Here is a 17,295-nt window from a genome sequence, read left to right as displayed (position 1 = left end):
GTTGCAGTGTTGTCAGCTGGCCTATCAGGCCTTTTGATTCTTGGTGGCGTAGTCGACGGCGTTTTGCACCGTGGTGATCTTCTCGGCATCTTCGTCGGGAATTTCGATGCCGAATTCGTCTTCGAGTGCCATCACGAGTTCGACCGTGTCGAGCGAGTCAGCGCCGAGGTCGGCCACGAAAGCCTTTTCGTTCGTCACTTGGGACTCTTCCACGCCGAGCTGCTCGGCGATGATTTTCTTGACACGTGCTTCGATATCGCTCATTTGGTTCCCTCTGAGGGTTGTAGGTAATCGGTGGATTTTAGCCGGGCGCATTGTGGCATTTGCCGCGCGTCCGGTACGGGAAAAACTTGCGCCTTGCGGCTACATGTGCATGCCGCCGTTGACGTGCAGCTCTTGCCCCGTGACGTAGGACGCCTGGGGCGATGCGAGGTAAGCCACCGCGTGCGCGATGTCGGCCGGCTTGCCCAAGTGGCCCAACGGGATCTGCTGAAGCAGCGCCTGTTGCTGGGCTTCGGGGAGGCTGGCCGTCATGTCGGTTTCGATGAAACCGGGTGCGACGCAGTTGACGGTGATGTTGCGGCTGCCCAGTTCGCGGGCCAGCGCACGGGTCATGCCCGCGACGCCTGCCTTGGCAGCGGCGTAGTTGGCCTGGCCGGCATTGCCGGAGGCGCCGACCACGCTGGTGATGCTGATGATGCGGCCGTAGCGCTGCTTCATCATCGGGCGGATCACCGCGCGCGAGAGGGAGAAGACCGCCTTGAGATTGGTGTCGAGCACCGCGTCCCAATCACTGTCTTTCATGCGCATGGCGAGCGTGTCGCGCGTGATGCCGGCGTTGTTCACCAGCACGTGGATGGCGCCGTAGGCCTGCACGATCTCGTCGATCAGGGCCTCGACGGCGGCGCCGTCGTTCACGTCGAGCGCACGGCCGCGGCCGCCGTAGGCGCTCAGGGCCGAAGTGATCTTGGCCGCGCCATCGTCGGTGGTGCCGGTGCCCACGACCTTGAGGCCGCGCTGCGCCAGCTCCAGCGCGATCGCCGCGCCGATGCCGCGCGTTGCGCCGGTGACCAGGGCGACTTGCCCTTCGAATTTGGGAATGCTCATAAGAAAAAGTGTCGGAGCCTTGCGCCGGTCAGCCGGCGAGCGATTGTCGGGTGTCCGCGAGCGTGGCCGGGTCGTACACCGACGCGGCTTCCAGATCGGGGGAGATGCGCTTCACCATGCCGGCCAGCACCTTGCCGGGACCGCACTCGATGATGGCGGCTACACCGCGCAGTTTCAAGGCCTGTACGCTCTCGACCCAGCGCACCGGGCCGGCGGCCTGGCGCACCAGGGCGTCGCGGATGCGGTCGGCATCGGTCTCGATGGCGACGTCGATATTGTTCAGCACCGGAATTTGCGGCGTGGCCAGCGTGATGGAAGCCAGCTTCTCGCGCAGCGCTTCCGCGGCAGGTTTCATGAGGCTCGAATGGAAGGGCGCCGAAACCGGCAGCAGCAGCGCCCGCTTGGCACCGTTGGCCTTGAGCAGTTCGCAGGCCTTGTCGACCGCGGCCTTGCTGCCGGCGATCACGGTCTGCATGGGGTCGTTGAAATTCACCGCTTCGACGATTTCCGCGCTGCCAGAGCCAAAGCTGGCAGTGGCTTCCGCGCAGCCTGCCACCACCTTGCCCGACTCCATGCCGAGCACCGCAGCCATCGCGCCGACACCGACGGGCACCGCCTGTTGCATCGCTTGCGCGCGGAAACGCACGAGCGGCGCAGCCTGCGCGAGCGTCAGAACACCCGAAGCCACCAGCGCCGAATACTCGCCGAGCGAATGACCAGCCACCACAGAAGGCGCGGCGCCACCCTCGGCCAACCAGGCGCGCCATGCAGCAACACCAGCCACCAGCATCACGGGCTGAGTGTTGGTGGTGAGCGCCAGCTCTTCCTTGGGGCCGTTCTTGATCAGCGCGCCGACGTCTTCGCCGAGCGCTTCGGAAGCTTCGCGCAGCGTTTCAGCCACGGTCGGGTGATCGCCCCAGGCGTCGAGCATGCCGACCGCCTGCGAGCCCTGACCCGGAAAGACAAAAGCAAAGGATTTCATTGTTGTATGCGCCATCTCGCATCGCGGCCGCCCTCTTCCAGGGCGACGCAACGCACTACAGATTCAATAGCACCGCGCCCCAGGTGAAGCCGCCGCCCACGCCTTCGAGCATGAGCGTTTCGCCTTTCTTCACCTTGCCGGAGCGCACGGCCTCGTCGAGCGCCAGCGGAATCGAGGCGGCGGAAGTATTGCCGTGCTCGTTCACCGTGACGATCAGCTTCTCGCGCGGAAGCTTCAGCTTCTTCGCCGTGCCTTCCATGATGCGGATGTTGGCCTGATGTGGAATGAGCCAGTCAATGTCGGTGTCGACCTTGCCGGCCTTGGCCAGCGTGGCGCGCGCAGCCTCTTCGAGCACGCGGACCGCGAGCTTGAAGACAGCCTGGCCGTCCATGTGCAGCAGCGGCGTGCCCAGCACATTGCCGCCTGAAACGTGGCCTGGCACGCAAAGAATGCCGACGTGCTTGCCATCGGCATGCAGGTCGCTGGCCAAGATGCCGGGCTCTTCGCTGGCTTCGAGCACCACCGCGCCCGCGCCGTCGCCGAACAGCACGCAGGTGGTGCGGTCGTTGAAATCGAGGATGCGGGAGAACACTTCGGCACCAACCACCAGCGCGCAACGCGCTGTGCCCGTGCGGATCATCGCGTCGGCGACGGTCAGTGCGTAGACGAAACCACTGCAAACCGCCTGGACGTCGAATGCCGGGCAGCCGGCAATGCCGAGCTTGTTCTGGAGAATGGCGGCCGACGACGGAAACACCATATCGGGCGTCGAGGTCGCGACGATGATCAGGTCGATGTCGCTGGCTTTACGGCCGGCAGCCTCCAGGGCGTGTCGAGCCGCTTCAAGACCAAGGTCGCTGCTCGTGACATCCGGCGCGGCGAAATGCCGCGCGTGGATGCCGGTGCGCTCGACGATCCACTGGTCGGAGGTTTCGATGCCTCGCGTCGCCAGATCCTTGGCGAGATCGTCATTGGTCACGCGGCGTGGGGGCAGATAGCTGCCGGTGCCGGTAATGCGTGAATAAGAAGGGGTCATCAAACGTGAAGGGCCGTCGCGTCGACCGGCGCCGCCGGTTCCTGTCGCGCTAGCAAAGGCGCGGCGTGGGCGATGCGGGCCCGCACGCGATCGAGCAGGTTGTTGCGAGCGGCATCATAAGCGCGATCCAGCGCATGGCCGAAAGCCACTTCGTCAGCCGAGCCATGGCTCTTGAAAACCAGGCCACGCAGCCCCAGCAAGGCTGCACCGTTGTAGCGACGATGATCCAGGCGACTTTTGAACGCTTTTAGAACCGGATAGGCAACAATTGCCGCCATCTTGGTAAAAATGCTCCGGGAGAATTCGACGCGAATGAATTCACCGATCATTGAAGCCACGCCCTCGCTGGCCTTCAGAGCCACGTTTCCGACGAAGCCGTCACAGACGACGATGTCGGTCGTGCCCTTGAAGATGTCGTTACCTTCCACGTTGCCGTAGAAGTTCAGATCCTTGGAGTTGGCAGCCGTACGCAGCAGTTGGCTCGCTTTTTTGATCGTTTCGCTGCCCTTGATTGCTTCCTCGCCGATATTGAGCAGGCCGACCGAGGGCGCCTCGTTGCCAGTCAGCGCCGACACCAGGGCCGAGCCGAGCACGGCGAACTGGAGCAGGTCTTCAGCGTCGCAATCGACGTTCGCACCCAAATCGAGCACGGTCGTTGCCCCGCCCTTGGCATTGGGAAGCTGCGGTGCGATCGCGGGGCGATCAATGCCTTCGAGCGTCTTGAGCAGGTAGCGCGCAATCGCCATGAGGGCGCCGGTGTTGCCGGCGGAAATGGCGGCTTGGGCGGCGCCGTCCTTGACCTGCTGGATCGCGACGCGCATTGAAGAGTCTTTCTTCTTGCGCAGGGCGATTTCAACCGGGTCATCCATGCCCACCACTTCGCTTGCAGCGACGATACGGGCACGCGGATGCGCGGCAAACCCCGCCAGTGCGGCCGGCGCGCCGACCAGCAACAACGAGGCTTCGCTGTGCCGCTCGAGAAACGCGCGGCAGGCCGCGAGCGTGACGCGCGGCCCATGATCGCCTCCCATGCAATCCACGGCGAGCGTGATTGCAGAAGGCGCAGCAGTGATTTCGGGGGAAGAAGGCGTAGCCATCAAAACAAAGGCCCGACGCTACAGCAGAAGTAGCTTCGGGCCTTGGCCTTGGAATGCGAGATCAGGCTTCAGACTTGTTCTTGAGCACCTGGCGGCCGCGGTAGAAACCGTTGGGGCTGATGTGGTGGCGCAGGTGCGTTTCGCCGGTGGTCGGCTCCACGGCGATGCCGGGCACGACCAGCGCATTGTGGGAACGGTGCATGCCGCGCTTGGAAGGCGACTTCTTGTTTTGCTGGACGGCCATGATGGCTCCTGGACTGTTAGGTGAGTGATTGGATGCGGGCTCAAGCGGTGGCAATACAAAAAATTTAACGGCATGTATGGAATGCCTTTATCTGTACTGCTGCTCACGGCGGCGCGCGCGAAGCCCATGATTATAGCCCAGCCTGCGGGAAAGGGCTACTTTCCCTCTTCGGGCTTGCGCGAACGCAACGCGCCGAGCACTGCGAAGGGGTTCGGCTTGGCCTCTTCGGCCGCCTTGAAGTCCTCGTCGCTGGACGAAAGTTGCACCGGCGTGGGGCAGACATCGTGAACGGGCATGACGGGGATTTCCATCAGCAGCTCGTCCTCGATCAGGGCACGCAGATCGAAATCCCGGCTCACGACGAGCAGGTCTTCCTCGGATTCCTCGTCTTGCGCCTCGGCAGTGGCCTCGTCGGCCACGAAACGGAACCAGCGATCCACGGAAAGCAGCGTGTCGACCGGCGACAGGCAACGCTGGCAGACCAGCGGCACGGTGGCTTCAGCCTCCAGGTGCAGCCAGGGCGCGGCCTTGCCATCCGCACCGGGGCGCTCTTCCCCGTGGGCCTCCCATCGGACCACCGCGTCGGGCGCCGGGACGGCCAGTTCGGCGACCAGGCGTACATAGTTCGGAACCGGATCGGCGGCTTCCAGGGTGGCGGCAGCGGCGGTAAAGCCGGGCACATTGAGCCGTTCGGGGGCAAATTCTCTCTTCATCCGCGCCAGTCTAGCGTGCCGGCCATCTCACCGGCTTGGGGCATACCTGAGAGTTCTGGGCGGCTCACGCACAATCGTCACCATGCAACGCACCGTGATCCTCGCCTCGACCTCGCGCTACCGCCGCGAACTGCTCACCCGCCTGCGCCTGCCCTTCGATGTGCACTCGCCGGAAGTCGACGAAACGCCCCAGCCCGGCGAAACGCCGCACGACCTGGCCGTGCGCCTCGCGCTGGAAAAGGCCAACGCCGTGGCCACTCGCTTCCCAGAAGCCGTGGTCATCGGTTCGGACCAGGTGGCCGACCTGGCCGGCGAGGCGCTGGGCAAGCCCGGCGACCATGCCCGCGCCACCGCCCAATTGCGCCGCATGCGCGGCCAGACGCTGATCTTCCAGACGGCCGTGGCCGTCGTCTGCAAGGCCACCGGCTTCGTCCAGCGCGACATCGCGCCCGTGCGCGTGGTGTTCCGCGACCTCAGCGACGCCGCCATCGAACACTATCTGCAGGCCGAGCAGCCCTATGACTGCGCCGGCAGCGCCAAGAGCGAAGGCCTCGGCATCGCGCTGCTGAGCGCCATCGACAGCGACGACCCGACCGCACTGGTCGGCCTGCCGCTGATCCGCACCTGCCAGATGCTGCGCGCCGCGGGGGTCGATCTGCTGTGACACAACAAAAAGGCAAGCTCTACCTCGTTCCCGCGCCGCTCGACTTCGGTTGCGACGTGCAAGCCCCGCTGCAAGACGCCCTCCCGCTGGGCACGCTGCAGACAGCCGCCGGCATCACCCACTGGATCTGCGAGAACGCGAAATCCGCGCGCGCCTACCTGAAGCGCATCGACGAAGTGGCGCCACTGGCCGCTGCGCTGCAGGCGCAGAACATCCAGGAACTGCCGCGCGAAGTGCACAAGAAAGGTGATCACGCAGGCCAGTTCGACGCCCGCCCCCTGCTGGCCGCCGCGCTCGAAGGCCACGACATCGGCCTGCTGAGCGAGGCAGGCATGCCGGCGGTGGCCGACCCGGGCTCCTCGGTGGCGCGTGCCGCGCACGACCTGGGCCTTACCGTGGTGCCGCTGACCGGCCCGGTCTCGTTGCTGCTCGCACTGGCCGCAAGCGGACTCAACGGCCAGAACTTCGCCTTCGTCGGCTACCTGCCGCAGGACGCCGGCGAGCGCCAGACCCGCATCCGCGAGCTCGAAGCGCTCGCGCTCAAGTCGGGCCAGACGCAGCTGTTCATCGAGACGCCCTATCGCAACGCCGCGCTGCTGCAGGCCCTCGTGCAGACCCTGCAGCACAACACCCGGCTCGCCGTGGCGCGCGGCCTGACGCTCGCCTCCGCCCACGTGCGCAGCGAAACGGTCAAATCCTGGCGCGCCAAGCCACAAGCCACCACAGACGAACGCCTGCCCGCCGTGTTCGCGATCGGCCGCTGACGATGGTGGGTGTTACCGCAGCCACGCGCTGGGCATCGCGCGCGCAGTTCTTTGCCGCCGGCTTCATCTTCGCGACCTGGGGCGTGCATGTGCCCACGGTCAAGGCGCACTACGGCATCGACGAAGCCCAGCTCGGGCTGGCGATGCTCGCGGCCGGTGCCGGTGCGATGTTCGGCCTGACCAGCGCAGGCCGCTGGATCGGCCGCCACGGCCCGCGCCGTGTAGCCGGCATCTGCGGCTGCATTTATGCACTGCTGCTGGCCGGCCTGATCGCGATGCCCGGCTATGCCGCGCTGCTGGTTCTACTGGCGGCTTTCGGCCTCGTGACCAGCGTGTTCGACGTCTCGATCAACACCGAAGCCGCCCAACTCGAACTGCACGGCGACACGCCCCTGATGAGCGGCATGCACGGCATGTTCAGCCTGGGCGGCATGGCCGGCGCCGCAAGCGGCAGCGCCGCATTGGCGGCCGGGCTCGGCGCGCAGGCGCACCTGCTGCTGGTCTCGGTCGCGATGGTGCTGCTCGTTGCCGTAGCCTCGACACGCATGCTGCCCCGCCCCGCCACCAGCGGCGCCACCGAGGCCGATCACGGCTTCCTGCTGCCCCGCGGCACGCTCGCGGTGCTGGGCGTGCTCGCCGCACTGGGTCTGATCGCCGAAGGCGCGATCTACGACTGGAGCGTTCTCTATATGCAGCAGGAAATCGGCAGTCCCCAGCAACAGGCTGCTCTGGCATATGCGAGCTTCTCGGCCGCGATGGCGGCGGCGCGCTTCGGCGGCGACGCGCTGCGCGCCCGCTTCTCGCCGGGCAGGCTGCTGCTCGGCAGCGGCCTGCTGGCCGCGGTGTCCATGGCGCTGGTGCTCATCACCGAACTGCCCTGGCTGGCGCTGGTCGGCTTCGCGGGCGTGGGGGTCGGCTTTGCGAACGTGGTGCCGATCCTGTTCTCGGCCTCGGCGAAAGTTCCGGGCATCGAGCCCGCACGCGGCATTGCGTCGGTCTCGGCCCTTGCCTATCTGGGGTTCATGGCAGGCCCGGCAGTGATCGGACTGCTCGCGCGGGCGACCTCGCTGACCGCCGCGCTCTATGTCGTCGTGGTCTTCGCCGCGGCGCTGGCGGCATCTGCGCGATACACCGCCAGCGGCGAAAACAAATAAGAGATCAGCGCAGGGCCGGCGCGGTGTGCATCAGGCGCACCGTGGTTTCAGCCATCGCCGCGCCGAACTTCTTGGCCAGCTTCTCGGCCACGTTGTCGCGCCGCGTGTAGTCGATCACCTCTTCGGCCTTGATCACTTCGCGCGCCACGTAGTCGACGTTGCCCAGCTGGTCGGCCAGGCCGTATTCGACGGCCTGCTCGCCGCTCCAGAACAGTCCGCTGAACAGGCCGGGGGTGTCGAGCTTCAGGCGGTCGCCACGGCCGGCCTTCACCACATTGATGAACTGCGTGTGGATCTGGTTGAGCATCGTCTGCGCGTGCGCGCGCTGCGCATCGCTCATCGGGCTGAACGGATCGAGGAAGCCCTTGTTCTCGCCGGCGGTCAGCAGGCGGCGCTCGACGCCGACCTTCTCCATCACGCCGGTGAAGCCGAAGCCGTCCATCAGCACGCCGATGCTGCCGACGATGCTGGCCTTGTCGACATATATCTTGTCTGCGGCGGCGGCAATGTAATAGGCGGCCGAGGCGCAGGTCTCCTCGACCACGGCATAGACCGGCTTCTTGTACTTGGCCTTCAGGCGCTTGATCTCGTCGTTGATGATGCCGGCCTGCACCGGGCTGCCGCCGGGCGAGTTGATCAGCAGGACCACGCCCTTGGCGCCTTCGTCCTCGAAGGCCGTCTTCATCGCGGCGACCACGAACTCCGCGCTCGCATCCCCGCCATTGGCGATTTCGCCCTTGATCTCGACGACGGCGGTGTGCGCCGTGGTCTTGGCCGTGCTCGGCGCGCTGCGCGAGAGCGCGAACCACGCCAGGAAGACGAAGAAGGCAAGCCAGGACAGACGCACGAAGGTCTTCCAGCGACGCGTGGCCTTCTGTTCGTTCAACGAAGCGAAGGCGAGCTTTTCGAGGGTGGCGCGCTCCCAACCGGGGCGCTGCGTGGGATCTTTGGCCATATTCGTAGGAGGGGCCGGCTCAAATGGTTCGAACCCGGCGGGTTCCGTTCGGTTCGGGTCGGTCATGTCAGAAGGTCAGGGGGTGAAGGTTCCAGCCAGTATGCCAGTGCACTACGCCGTCATGCTCGCTCAAGGCGATCTTCACGAGGCCGCCGCGGCACGGCCCGCCCGCGCATTCGCCGGTGTCGGGCTTGTAGACCGCGCCGTGCGTCGCGCACAGCAGCCACTGGCCGGTGTCGTCGAAGAAGCGGTCGGGCTGGAAGTCGAGTTCCATCGCGACGTGGCTGCACCGGTTGAGAAACGCATGCGGCTGCCCCTCGAAACGTATCGCGAAGGCGCGGCAGGTTTCTCCGCCATAGACCACGTCGAAGGGCACGGCCAGGCTGCCTTCGACCAGGTCCGCGGCATTGCACAACGGGATACGTTCTTCGTCGCTCATGGCGGGACTTTTTCAGGCGTTTCCGAGGAGCCACGCCTCGAGGTCGGCCACCGAATGCGCAATGTGCAGCGGCTTGAATTCGTCGAAGCTGGCGGGTTCGTGCGCGCCGTAGCTCACACCCACGTTGGCGCAGCCGGCGTTCTGCGCAAGCTGCAGGTCATGCGTGGTGTCGCCGATCATCAGGGTGCGTTCCGGCGGCACGTCGAGTTCTTCCATCAATTCCAGCAGCATGCGCGGATGCGGCTTGCCGAAGGTTTCGTCGGCAGTGCGAGAGGCGTCGAAGCGGTCGCGCAGCGCGACCGACTTGAGCGCTTCGTTGAGGCCACGGCGCGACTTGCCGGTGGCCACGGCCAGTTTGTGGCCGCGCGCGCGCAGGGCATCGAGCATCTGCAGCACGCCATCGAACAACACGAGGTCGTCCTGGTGCTGAAGATAGTGGTAGCGGTAACGGGCGCCAAGCTCCGGGTATTTTTCTTTCGGCACGTCGGGCGCCGCACGCGCGAGCGCCTCGGCCAGGCCGAGGCCGATCACCCAGGCGGCGTCGTTCTCGCTCGGCTTGGCACCGCCAACGTCGATCACCGCGGCCTGGATGCAGCGCACGATCAGGCGCGTGGAGTCATAGAGCGTGCCGTCCCAGTCGAAGGCAATCAGGTCGAAGCGAAGAGGTCTGGAAGAATCAGTCATGGGCCGTGGGAGTGGGGTGTTGGGCCAGCGCCTCGAGGGTGGCGGGCGGCATCAGCGCGTGCAGTTCGGGCGGCAGGTCGGCCTGCAGCGCCACGCGATCGCCGCTGGCCGGATGGTTGAATTGCAGCCGCCAGGCGTGCAGGAACATGCGCTTGAGGCCGAGTTTCTGAAATGCGCGCTGGCGTTCGGACTCGCCGTACTTGTCGTCGCCGGCAATCGGATGCCCGGCCGACGCGAGGTGAACGCGAATCTGATGCGTGCGCCCGGTCTTGATAGTCACTGCCAGCAACGACAGCGGCGCGGCATCGCCCGGCAGCGAGAGCCGCGCCAGCACCCGCACCAGCGTGACGGCGCGCATGGCGTCCGGATGGTCCTTGGCGACCACGCGCACGCGGCGCTCGCCGGCGCCAGCGCCGGAACCGTCGGGCAGCAAGTACTTGGCCAGCGGCGCGTCGAGCACCTTCTTGTTGGCCGGCCAGGTGCCCTCGACCAGCGCCAGATAGGTCTTGCCGGTTTCGCGTTCGCGGAACTGGTCCTGCAGCGCGACCAGCGCGCTGCGCTTCTTGGCGACGAGCAGGATGCCGGAGGTTTCGCGGTCCAGCCGGTGCACCAGTTCCAGGAATTTGGCGGCGGGCCGGGCCGTGCGCAGTTGCTCGATCACGCCAAAGCTCACGCCGCTGCCGCCATGGACGGCCACGCCGGCCGGCTTGTCGATGGCCAGCACGGCTTCGTCTTCGAGTAGCACCGGAAATTCGCGCGCCGGTGCCGGCGGGGTGCCGCCCTCTTCAGCGCGCGGCGAGATGCGGATCGGTGGCAGTCGCAGCACATCGCCCGTCTCGATGCGGGTTTCGGCCTGCACCCGGCCCTTGTTGATGCGCACCTCGCCCGACCGGATGATCCGGTAGACGTGCGTCTTCGGAACGCCTTTCAGATGGCGGAAAAGGAAGTTGTCGAGCCGCTGCCCGGCAGATTCGGCGTCGACCGTGAGGAATGTGATGGCCGAATGCGGCGCCCCGGCTTCGCCTGGGGCTTTTTGGCCTGCGGGATTTGGAGCAGCCGCGGGGCCTTGCTTCGCACCTATAATGTTTTTCACCAGCGCGGTCATGTAAGTGCTTGATTAGACAGAAGTTTAGTCCACTGCCATCAAATACCCAGGACGGCGCTGTGAGGTCGATGCCGCTTTGGCGCCGAGCTGCAAACCCCGCGCAATTGCGCAAAGTGGCAGACCAGGCACCCAAGTCAAGCCGACACCCACGAAACACCGATACGGAATACCCAGCCTGCAGCTTCCAAGCTGCCGGCGGATCGAAGCGAGTCCTTTGTTGTGTTGATGCTGCTGATTCAAATGTGCCTGCGCTGGCCAACCTGGTTTCGACCAGTGGCCTCAGGCATTGAATCGTTGGCAGCGTGCGCCACTCTTGCGCAACCAGCTATCAAAAAGATAGCTGGCCAACACCGAATCTGGCTCGCGCCCATCCACGCGCCCCCACCCCGGCTGTCTTCTTGAGCTAACGCTCGAGAGGCCTGCTCGCGCCTGGCGCGGCAGTGAACAGCATCCGGGGCCCAAGCGGCAATTCCCTGGTTTCGCGGGCGTCGTCCGTGCATCGTTGGCCCATCAAGGGCCGGTAGAACGATACATATAAGGACAACGCATCATGAAGCGGATGCTGATCAATGCCACGCAGGCCGAAGAACGCCGCCTGGCCATCGTCGACGGGCAGAAACTGCTCGACTACGAAATCGAAATCGAAGGGCGCGAACAGCGCAAGGGCAACATCTACAAAGCCGTCGTGACGCGCGTCGAGCCCTCGCTCGAAGCCTGTTTCGTCGACTACGGCGAAGACCGCCACGGCTTCCTGCCGTTCAAGGAAATCTCCAAGCAGTACTTCGCCGAAGGCGTGTCTGCCAGCCAGGCCCGCATCCAGGACGCGATCCGCGAAGGCCAGGAACTCACCGTCCAGGTCGAAAAAGAAGAACGCGGCAACAAGGGCGCGGCCCTCACCACCTTCATCTCGCTGGCCGGCCGCTATGTCGTGCTGATGCCGAACAACCCCCGTGGCGGTGGCGTTTCGCGCCGCATCGAGGGCGACGACCGCGCCGAACTCAAGGAGGCGATGGACCAGCTCGAGTACCCGAAGGGCATGAGCATCATCGCGCGCACCGCCGGCATCGGCCGCATCGCGTCCGAACTCCAGTGGGACCTGAACTACCTGCTCAAGCTCTGGACCGCCATCGACGGCGCGGCCAAGGGCGGCAAGGGCGCCTTCCTGATCTACCAGGAATCGTCGCTCGTCATCCGCGCCATTCGTGATTACTTCAATCACGACATCGGCGACATCCTGATCGACACCGACGACATCTACGACCAGGCGCAGCAGTTCATGGCGCACGTCATGCCCGAGCATGCCGCCCGCGTGAAGCGCTACCGCGACGACGCGGCCCTGTTCAGCCGCTTCCAGATCGAGCACCAGATCGAATCGGCCTACGCCCGCACCGTGCAGCTGCCTTCGGGCGGCGCCATCGTGATCGACCACACCGAAGCACTGGTCTCGGTCGACGTGAACTCGGCCCGCGCCATCAAGGGCGGCGACATCGAAGAGACCGCCACCCGCACCAACCTCGAAGCCGCCGACGAAGTGGCCCGCCAGATGCGCCTGCGCGACCTGGGCGGCCTGATCGTCATCGACTTCATCGACATGGACGAGTCGAAGAACCGCCGCGAAGTCGAAAGCCGCCTGCGCGACGCTCTGCGCCAGGACCGCGCCCGCGTGCAGTTCGGCTCGATCAGCAAGTTCGGCCTGATGGAAATGAGCCGCCAGCGCCTGAAGCCCGCGCTCTCCGAAGGCTCGTCGATCCCCTGCCCCCGCTGCGGCGGCTCGGGCCACATCCGCGACACCGAATCGAGCGCGCTGCAGATCCTGCGCATCATTCAGGAAGAGTCCATGAAGGACAACACGGCCGCCGTGCATGTGCAGGTGCCCGTGGAAGTCGCCTCGTTCCTGCTGAACGAAAAGCGCCCCGAAATCGCGAAGATCGAGCTCAAGCAGCGCGTCACCGTGCTGATGGTGCCCAACAAGACGCTCGAAACGCCGAACTACAAGCTCGAGCGCCTGAAGCACGACGATCCGCGCCTCGACCACATCGAAGCCAGCTACAAGATGGCCGACGAGATCGAAGACCCGACATCGGTCACGCGCCGTTCGCAAGAGCCCACCAACAAGCAGACGCCGGTCATCAAGGGCGTGCTGCCCGATGCGCCCGCGCCCGTGGTGCCGCCCAAGCCCGAAGCAGTGCGTGCGCCTGTCGCAGCAGCACCCGCACCGGTCGCACCGCCCGTGGTGAGCGCACCGGTTCCGGCGCAGACCGGCTTCTTCGCCTGGATCAAGAACCTGTTCGGCGGCACGCCGGCCCCCGCTGCGGCGCCTGCGCCGTCCGCGATCCCGGTCGAGGCACCGAAGCCCCGTCGCGACGGCCGTCCTGGCCGCGACGGCGAAGCACGCGGCGGCGCACGTGACGGCGAACAGCGCCGTGGCGGCCGCGGCGGCGAAGGCCGCGGCGAGAACGGCGGACGCTCCGGCGGTCGCGACGGCGAACGCCGTGGCGGCCGTGGTGGCGAGCGCCGTGAAGGTCGCGAAGGCCGTGAAGGCCGTGAAGGCCGCAGCAGCGAACTGCGCAACGACGCCGCCAACCAGCCGCGTGAACAACGCGAACCGCGCGAGCAGCGTGAGCCCCGCGAGCCGCGTGAAGCGCGCGCACCGCGCGACGGCGAACAACGCCGCAACGGTCGTGGCGAGCGCCGCGAAGGCGAAGGCCGCGAAGGTCGCAACAACGCACCGGCCGAAGCACTCGACGGCAACGTCAACCTCGAAGCCCAGCAACTGGCGCCGGGCGCCGTTGCAGGCGATGAAGGCAACGCAGCAGAACGCGCACCCCGCGCCCGCGGCGAACGCCGTGAACGTGGCGAGCGCGGTGAACGTGGTGGCGAACGCAATGGCGCCGACAACAACGGCGCCCGCGAACGCAACAATGCCGAAGCCGGCGAAGGCGCCGCACAAGGCGAGCAACGCCAGCCCCGCAACGGCCGCGACGAGCAGCGCGCACCGCGTGGCGACCGCAACGACGGCCGCCGCGAACGCCGCAACGACGCGCCTCAAGCCGAAGCGGATGCACGCGGCGCCGAAGCCGCAGCAGCCGATGTCGATCAAGGCGGCGAAGCCAGCATCAACGGCAGCAACGAGCAGGCACCGCGCCGCGAAGGCGACGAGCGCCGCGGCCGTTCGCGTGACCGCTACGGCCGTGACCGCCGCGAACGCGGCCCGCGCGATGAAGCCGAAGCCACCGCCGAAGGCGCCGCAACGGAAGCCACGGGCGATGCACAGCAGCAAGCCCCGCAGCAGCAACTGCCGCTGGCGTCGGAACGCTTCGAAGCAGTCGAAGCCGCTGCGGCACCGGAAGTCCGAGAGCCCGTGGCAGCACCGCAGCAGGTCCGCACCGAGCGCCCTGCGCCGGCACCGGCTGTCGTGGCAGCAGTTGCGCCGATCGTCGTCGAAAGCGCCAAGGCGCCTGTCGCCGCCAACGGCCGCGCACTGCCCAAGGTCCAGCCTTTCGAACTGCCGCTGAACGAGCTCGCGCAGATCGCCGAGAGCTCGGGCCTGCAGTGGGTCAACTCGGATGCCGAACGCATCGCGCAAGCACGCGCCGCCATCGAAGCCGAGCCGAAGCCGGTGCACGTGCCGCGCGAACGCCCACCGGTGGTTGTGCTCGACGAGGGCCCGCTGGTGCTGGTCGAAACCCGCCGCGACCTCGGTTCGATGTCGCTGCCGTTCGAGCAAGAGCAGCAACGCAGCCTCTGAGCGACACACGCTCCCAAGTAGAAACGGCGCCAGTGGCGCCGTTTTTTTATGCCTTGTCGTGCGCCGGCAGTTCCGGCATCTCCAGGATCAGCTGGCCGAACCGGCAGGCGCATTCCGTCTTGCCGCCCTCGCTCCAGATCAGCGAAAAATCCACGTTCGGCAAAGGCGGCAGGCCGTAGCGGCCGTCGACGATCTTCATGCCCGGCTCCACGTCCTCGCGCGTGAGCACCGTCACGGCCAGCCCCGCCAGCACGGCCGCGCGAATGCCATGCTGGCTCGCGGAGGTGAACACGACGTGCCAGTCGACCGGCGTCGCATCCAGCGCTGCGCCGGCCAGTTCACGGTTGACGCAGGGCTTCGGAAAGTACGCCAGCGGCAGCGACGCGCCGGCGGGCGGCTCGAAAGTCTCAGCCGCCACCCACACCAGTTGCGTGCGCCGCAAGCGCGTGCCCTCCTCGCAATCGGCCGGCGACATCACCACCGCGAGGTCGAGCTCGCCCGCCTTGATCATTGCGCGAAAGTCGAGGTGCATGCTCACGCTGACCTCCATGCGCGTGGCGGGAAACGAGCGCGCAAACTGCGAGAGCAGCGGCGGCAGCCGGTCGCCCATGAAGGTGTCCGGCGCGCCGAAGCGCACCACGCCCGAGATCAGCGAGGGTTGAAAACGCCGCGTCATCGTGTCGAGCGTGTCGAGGATCTGCTGCGCATAGCGAAGGAAGTCTTCGCCGTCTTCCGTCACCGTGAGGCGGCGTGTCGTTCGATGCAGCAGCGGCCGGCCCACCTGCTCTTCGAGCCGCCGGATCTGGTGGCTGATGGCCGACTGCGTCAGGTGCAGCCTCTGGGCGGCGCGCGTGAAGCCGCCGGTTTCCTTGACGGCCACGAAGGCTCGCAGCAGCGCAGGGTCGAAATCCATGGCAATCAACCAATCAATGATGAATCGTCATGGATTCTAGGAAATTAAATCATTTCCATCATGAAGAGGCCTTCCCCAGAATCGCCCGGACCTCTTTGCCAAAGACTCCCGAAAGACTTCCGATGCCTCTCTCCCATACCGGCAAGAACCGGGTCGCGCTGGCCGCGATCTGCCTCATTGCCCTGATGTTCGGCCTGGAAATCTCCAGCGTGCCGGTCATTCTTCCCACGCTCGAACAGGCATTGCACGCCGACTTCAGCGACATGCAGTGGATCATGAACGCCTACACCATCGCCTGCACCACGGTTTTGATGGCCGCGGGCACGCTTGCCGACCGCTACGGCCGCAAGCGCCTCCTCGTCGTCGGCGTGGTGCTCTTCGGCCTCACCTCGCTGGCCTGCGGGCTGGCGCAGAGCGCGCCGGTGCTGATCGTCGCGCGCTTCCTCCAGGGCCTGAGCGGCGGCGCGATGCTGATCTGCCAGCTCGCCGTGCTCTCGCACCAGTTCCAGGAAGGCAAGGAACGCAGCAAGGCCTTCGCCATCTGGGGCGTGGTCTTCGGCATGGGCCTGGGGTTCGGGCCGATCATCGGCGGTGCCATCGTGGCGCTGTCGAACTGGCAGTGGGTGTTCCTGGTCCATGTGCCGCTGGCGGCGGTGGCCGTTGCCCTGGTGTTCGGCAGCGTGGAAGAGTCGAGCGACCCCGATGCGCAAAAGCTCGACCTGCCTGGCATCGTCACGCTGTCGCTTGCGGTGCTGGGCCTGACGTACTTCATCACGCAGGGGCCGGGCCTCGGCTTTGCGAGCCCGCTGGCCATCGGCGTGATCGCGGCGTCGGCCGCGAGCTTCGCGCTCTTCCTGTGGGTGGAAAAGATCAACCCGCATCCGATGTTCGACTTCTCGGTCTTCAAGATTCGCAATTTCTCGGGTTCGATCATCGGCTCCATCGGCATGAACTTCAGCTTCTGGCCGTTCATGATCTATCTGCCCATCTACTTCCAGGGCGCGCTGGGCTACGACGCGGTCACGGCCGGCTCGGCACTGCTGGCCTACACGCTGCCCACGCTCGTGCTACCGCCGCTGGCCGAGCGGCTGTCGCTGCGCTACCGGCCCGGCGTGGTCATTCCCGCGGGCCTGTTCGTCATCGGGCTCGGCTTCATGGCGATGCGCTATGGCAGCGGTATGGCCCACGCAGGCTGGATGACGATGCTGCCCGGCTGCCTGCTGGCTGGCATCGGGCTGGGCCTGACCAACACGCCCGTCACCAACACCACCACCGGTTCGGTGCCGAGCTCGCGCGCGGGCATGGCCTCGGGCATGGACATGAGCGCACGGCTGATCACGCTGGCCATCAACATCGCGCTGATGGGCTTCATCCTGCTCGAAGGCGTTCATGCGCATCTGCGCGGCGCGTTGTCGGCATCGCTGGACGCAATGAAATTGCGCGCGCTGGCGGAAAAGATCGCGGCCGGCAACTTCGCGTCGCTCGCCGAAGGCTTTCCGGCGCTGTCGCAGGCGGACCCGTCCGGTGCCGTCGTGCATGCAGCGCTGGTGAACAGCTTCGGACTGGTGATGCTCTACGGGGGAGTCGGCGTCTGGGTGCTGGCCGGCGTCAGTCTGCTGATCTTCGGCAGTGGCAAGCCACTGGCGCGGTCATCGGGCCTGCACGCCGAGAGGTCCTGCCCCTGAAAACG

At 66.2% G+C, this 17,295-nt stretch carries 17 protein-coding genes; 5 read left to right on the top strand and 12 right to left on the bottom strand.

The features are described from left to right. Window positions 1-24: 24 nt before the first annotated feature. The 7 genes from acpP to ACN9MV_RS08245 form a co-directional block, all read right to left on the bottom strand. Complete coding sequence (gene acpP, locus ACN9MV_RS08275; protein ID WP_007830471.1) at window positions 25-264, bottom strand: acyl carrier protein; 240 nt, start codon at window positions 262-264, stop codon at window positions 25-27. A gap of 99 nt (window positions 265-363) precedes the next feature. After that, entirely contained in the window at window positions 364-1,107 is a 744-nt protein-coding gene (gene fabG, locus ACN9MV_RS08270) for a 3-oxoacyl-ACP reductase FabG (RefSeq protein WP_093049420.1), read from the bottom strand. Window positions 1,108-1,135: 28 nt separating this feature from the next. Beyond that, window positions 1,136-2,089 (bottom strand): ACP S-malonyltransferase, encoded by a 954-nt coding sequence (gene fabD, locus ACN9MV_RS08265; RefSeq protein WP_097199801.1) that lies wholly within the window; start codon window positions 2,087-2,089, stop codon window positions 1,136-1,138. A gap of 55 nt (window positions 2,090-2,144) precedes the next feature. Beyond that, complete coding sequence (locus ACN9MV_RS08260; protein ID WP_093049413.1) at window positions 2,145-3,125, bottom strand: beta-ketoacyl-ACP synthase III; 981 nt, start codon at window positions 3,123-3,125, stop codon at window positions 2,145-2,147. Then, window positions 3,125-4,222, bottom strand: coding sequence for a phosphate acyltransferase PlsX (plsX, locus tag ACN9MV_RS08255; RefSeq protein ID WP_093172178.1), 1,098 nt, complete (start codon window positions 4,220-4,222; stop codon window positions 3,125-3,127). The genes ACN9MV_RS08260 and plsX overlap by 1 nt, the downstream gene beginning before the upstream one ends. A gap of 61 nt (window positions 4,223-4,283) precedes the next feature. Beyond that, entirely contained in the window at window positions 4,284-4,466 is a 183-nt protein-coding gene (gene rpmF, locus ACN9MV_RS08250; protein WP_007830466.1) for a 50S ribosomal protein L32, read from the bottom strand. A 155-nt stretch (window positions 4,467-4,621) separates the two neighbouring features. Continuing rightward, window positions 4,622-5,179 carry a YceD family protein gene (locus tag ACN9MV_RS08245; protein WP_426391810.1) on the bottom strand — a complete coding sequence of 186 codons (558 nt, stop codon included), beginning with the start codon at window positions 5,177-5,179 and terminating at the stop codon, window positions 4,622-4,624. A gap of 82 nt (window positions 5,180-5,261) precedes the next feature. Here ACN9MV_RS08245 and ACN9MV_RS08240 point away from each other — a divergent pair, with 82 nt between their 5' ends. From ACN9MV_RS08240 to ACN9MV_RS08230, 3 genes are read left to right on the top strand one after another with little or no spacing between them, the layout of a single operon-like run. Beyond that, entirely contained in the window at window positions 5,262-5,843 is a 582-nt protein-coding gene (locus ACN9MV_RS08240) for a Maf family nucleotide pyrophosphatase (RefSeq protein WP_093075596.1), read from the top strand. Next, a complete protein-coding gene (locus ACN9MV_RS08235) occupies window positions 5,840-6,607 on the top strand; it encodes an SAM-dependent methyltransferase (RefSeq protein ID WP_426391809.1) in 768 nt (255 codons plus the stop codon). Before ACN9MV_RS08240 ends, ACN9MV_RS08235 begins: the two co-directional genes overlap by 4 nt. Window positions 6,608-6,609: 2 nt before the next feature. Continuing rightward, window positions 6,610-7,761 (top strand): MFS transporter, encoded by a 1,152-nt coding sequence (locus ACN9MV_RS08230; protein ID WP_426391808.1) that lies wholly within the window; start codon window positions 6,610-6,612, stop codon window positions 7,759-7,761. A 4-nt stretch (window positions 7,762-7,765) separates the two neighbouring features. Here the strand turns inward: ACN9MV_RS08230 and ACN9MV_RS08225 are convergent, their stop codons facing one another. Genes ACN9MV_RS08225 through ACN9MV_RS08210 form a run of 4 tightly spaced genes read right to left on the bottom strand, consistent with a single transcriptional unit; the run spans window position 7,766 to window position 10,932 of the window. Then, window positions 7,766-8,782: a S49 family peptidase gene (locus tag ACN9MV_RS08225; RefSeq protein ID WP_093049395.1), complete on the bottom strand. Its 1,017-nt coding sequence runs from the start codon at window positions 8,780-8,782 to the stop codon at window positions 7,766-7,768. A gap of 1 nt (window position 8,783) precedes the next feature. Then, entirely contained in the window at window positions 8,784-9,155 is a 372-nt protein-coding gene (locus tag ACN9MV_RS08220; protein WP_093049392.1) for a Rieske (2Fe-2S) protein, read from the bottom strand. Between the two features lie 12 nt (window positions 9,156-9,167). Further along, the gene (locus ACN9MV_RS08215; protein ID WP_093049389.1) at window positions 9,168-9,839 is read right to left on the bottom strand and encodes an HAD family hydrolase; all 672 of its coding nucleotides are present in this window, start codon (window positions 9,837-9,839) and stop codon (window positions 9,168-9,170) included. After that, entirely contained in the window at window positions 9,832-10,932 is a 1,101-nt protein-coding gene (locus ACN9MV_RS08210) for an RluA family pseudouridine synthase (RefSeq protein WP_426391807.1), read from the bottom strand. The genes ACN9MV_RS08215 and ACN9MV_RS08210 overlap by 8 nt, the downstream gene beginning before the upstream one ends. Before the next feature lie 562 nt (window positions 10,933-11,494). On the opposite strand from ACN9MV_RS08210, the gene ACN9MV_RS08205 reads away from it, so the two are divergent. Beyond that, window positions 11,495-14,692, top strand: a complete 3,198-nt coding sequence (locus ACN9MV_RS08205) for an Rne/Rng family ribonuclease (protein WP_426391806.1) — start codon at window positions 11,495-11,497, stop codon at window positions 14,690-14,692. Between the two features lie 46 nt (window positions 14,693-14,738). On the opposite strand, the gene ACN9MV_RS08200 is transcribed toward ACN9MV_RS08205, so the two are convergent. Continuing rightward, complete coding sequence (locus tag ACN9MV_RS08200) at window positions 14,739-15,605, bottom strand: LysR family transcriptional regulator (RefSeq protein WP_093049383.1); 867 nt, start codon at window positions 15,603-15,605, stop codon at window positions 14,739-14,741. A 122-nt stretch (window positions 15,606-15,727) separates the two neighbouring features. On the opposite strand from ACN9MV_RS08200, the gene ACN9MV_RS08195 reads away from it, so the two are divergent. Then, a complete protein-coding gene (locus tag ACN9MV_RS08195) occupies window positions 15,728-17,290 on the top strand; it encodes an MFS transporter (RefSeq protein WP_426391805.1) in 1,563 nt (520 codons plus the stop codon). The last annotated feature ends 5 nt before the right edge of the window (window positions 17,291-17,295 follow it).

Source organism: Variovorax sp. R-27 (assembly GCF_049913215.1).
In the GTDB taxonomy this organism is placed as follows: domain Bacteria; phylum Pseudomonadota; class Gammaproteobacteria; order Burkholderiales; family Burkholderiaceae_C; genus Variovorax.
Note: the sequence above shows the minus strand (reverse complement) of the source record. Positions and strands in the feature narration are given on the sequence as shown.

Bases quoted from the DNA above. Each gene is read 5' to 3' on its own strand.
- ACN9MV_RS08205 (WP_426391806.1), top strand. From the start codon at position 11,495: ATGAAGCGGATGCTGATCAATGCCACGCAGGCCGAAGAACGCCGCCTG.
- plsX (WP_093172178.1), bottom strand. From the start codon at position 4,222: ATGGCTACGCCTTCTTCCCCCGAAATCACTGCTGCGCCTTCTGCAATC.
- ACN9MV_RS08230 (WP_426391808.1), top strand. From the start codon at position 6,610: ATGGTGGGTGTTACCGCAGCCACGCGCTGGGCATCGCGCGCGCAGTTC.
- rpmF (WP_007830466.1), bottom strand. From the start codon at position 4,466: ATGGCCGTCCAGCAAAACAAGAAGTCGCCTTCCAAGCGCGGCATGCAC.
- ACN9MV_RS08225 (WP_093049395.1), bottom strand. From the start codon at position 8,782: ATGACCGACCCGAACCGAACGGAACCCGCCGGGTTCGAACCATTTGAG.
- ACN9MV_RS08240 (WP_093075596.1), top strand. From the start codon at position 5,262: ATGCAACGCACCGTGATCCTCGCCTCGACCTCGCGCTACCGCCGCGAA.
- ACN9MV_RS08220 (WP_093049392.1), bottom strand. From the start codon at position 9,155: ATGAGCGACGAAGAACGTATCCCGTTGTGCAATGCCGCGGACCTGGTC.
- fabG (WP_093049420.1), bottom strand. From the start codon at position 1,107: ATGAGCATTCCCAAATTCGAAGGGCAAGTCGCCCTGGTCACCGGCGCA.
- ACN9MV_RS08245 (WP_426391810.1), bottom strand. From the start codon at position 5,179: ATGAAGAGAGAATTTGCCCCCGAACGGCTCAATGTGCCCGGCTTTACC.
- ACN9MV_RS08195 (WP_426391805.1), top strand. From the start codon at position 15,728: ATGCCTCTCTCCCATACCGGCAAGAACCGGGTCGCGCTGGCCGCGATC.
- fabD (WP_097199801.1), bottom strand. From the start codon at position 2,089: ATGAAATCCTTTGCTTTTGTCTTTCCGGGTCAGGGCTCGCAGGCGGTC.
- ACN9MV_RS08260 (WP_093049413.1), bottom strand. From the start codon at position 3,125: ATGACCCCTTCTTATTCACGCATTACCGGCACCGGCAGCTATCTGCCC.
- acpP (WP_007830471.1), bottom strand. From the start codon at position 264: ATGAGCGATATCGAAGCACGTGTCAAGAAAATCATCGCCGAGCAGCTC.
- ACN9MV_RS08215 (WP_093049389.1), bottom strand. From the start codon at position 9,839: ATGACTGATTCTTCCAGACCTCTTCGCTTCGACCTGATTGCCTTCGAC.
- ACN9MV_RS08200 (WP_093049383.1), bottom strand. From the start codon at position 15,605: ATGGATTTCGACCCTGCGCTGCTGCGAGCCTTCGTGGCCGTCAAGGAA.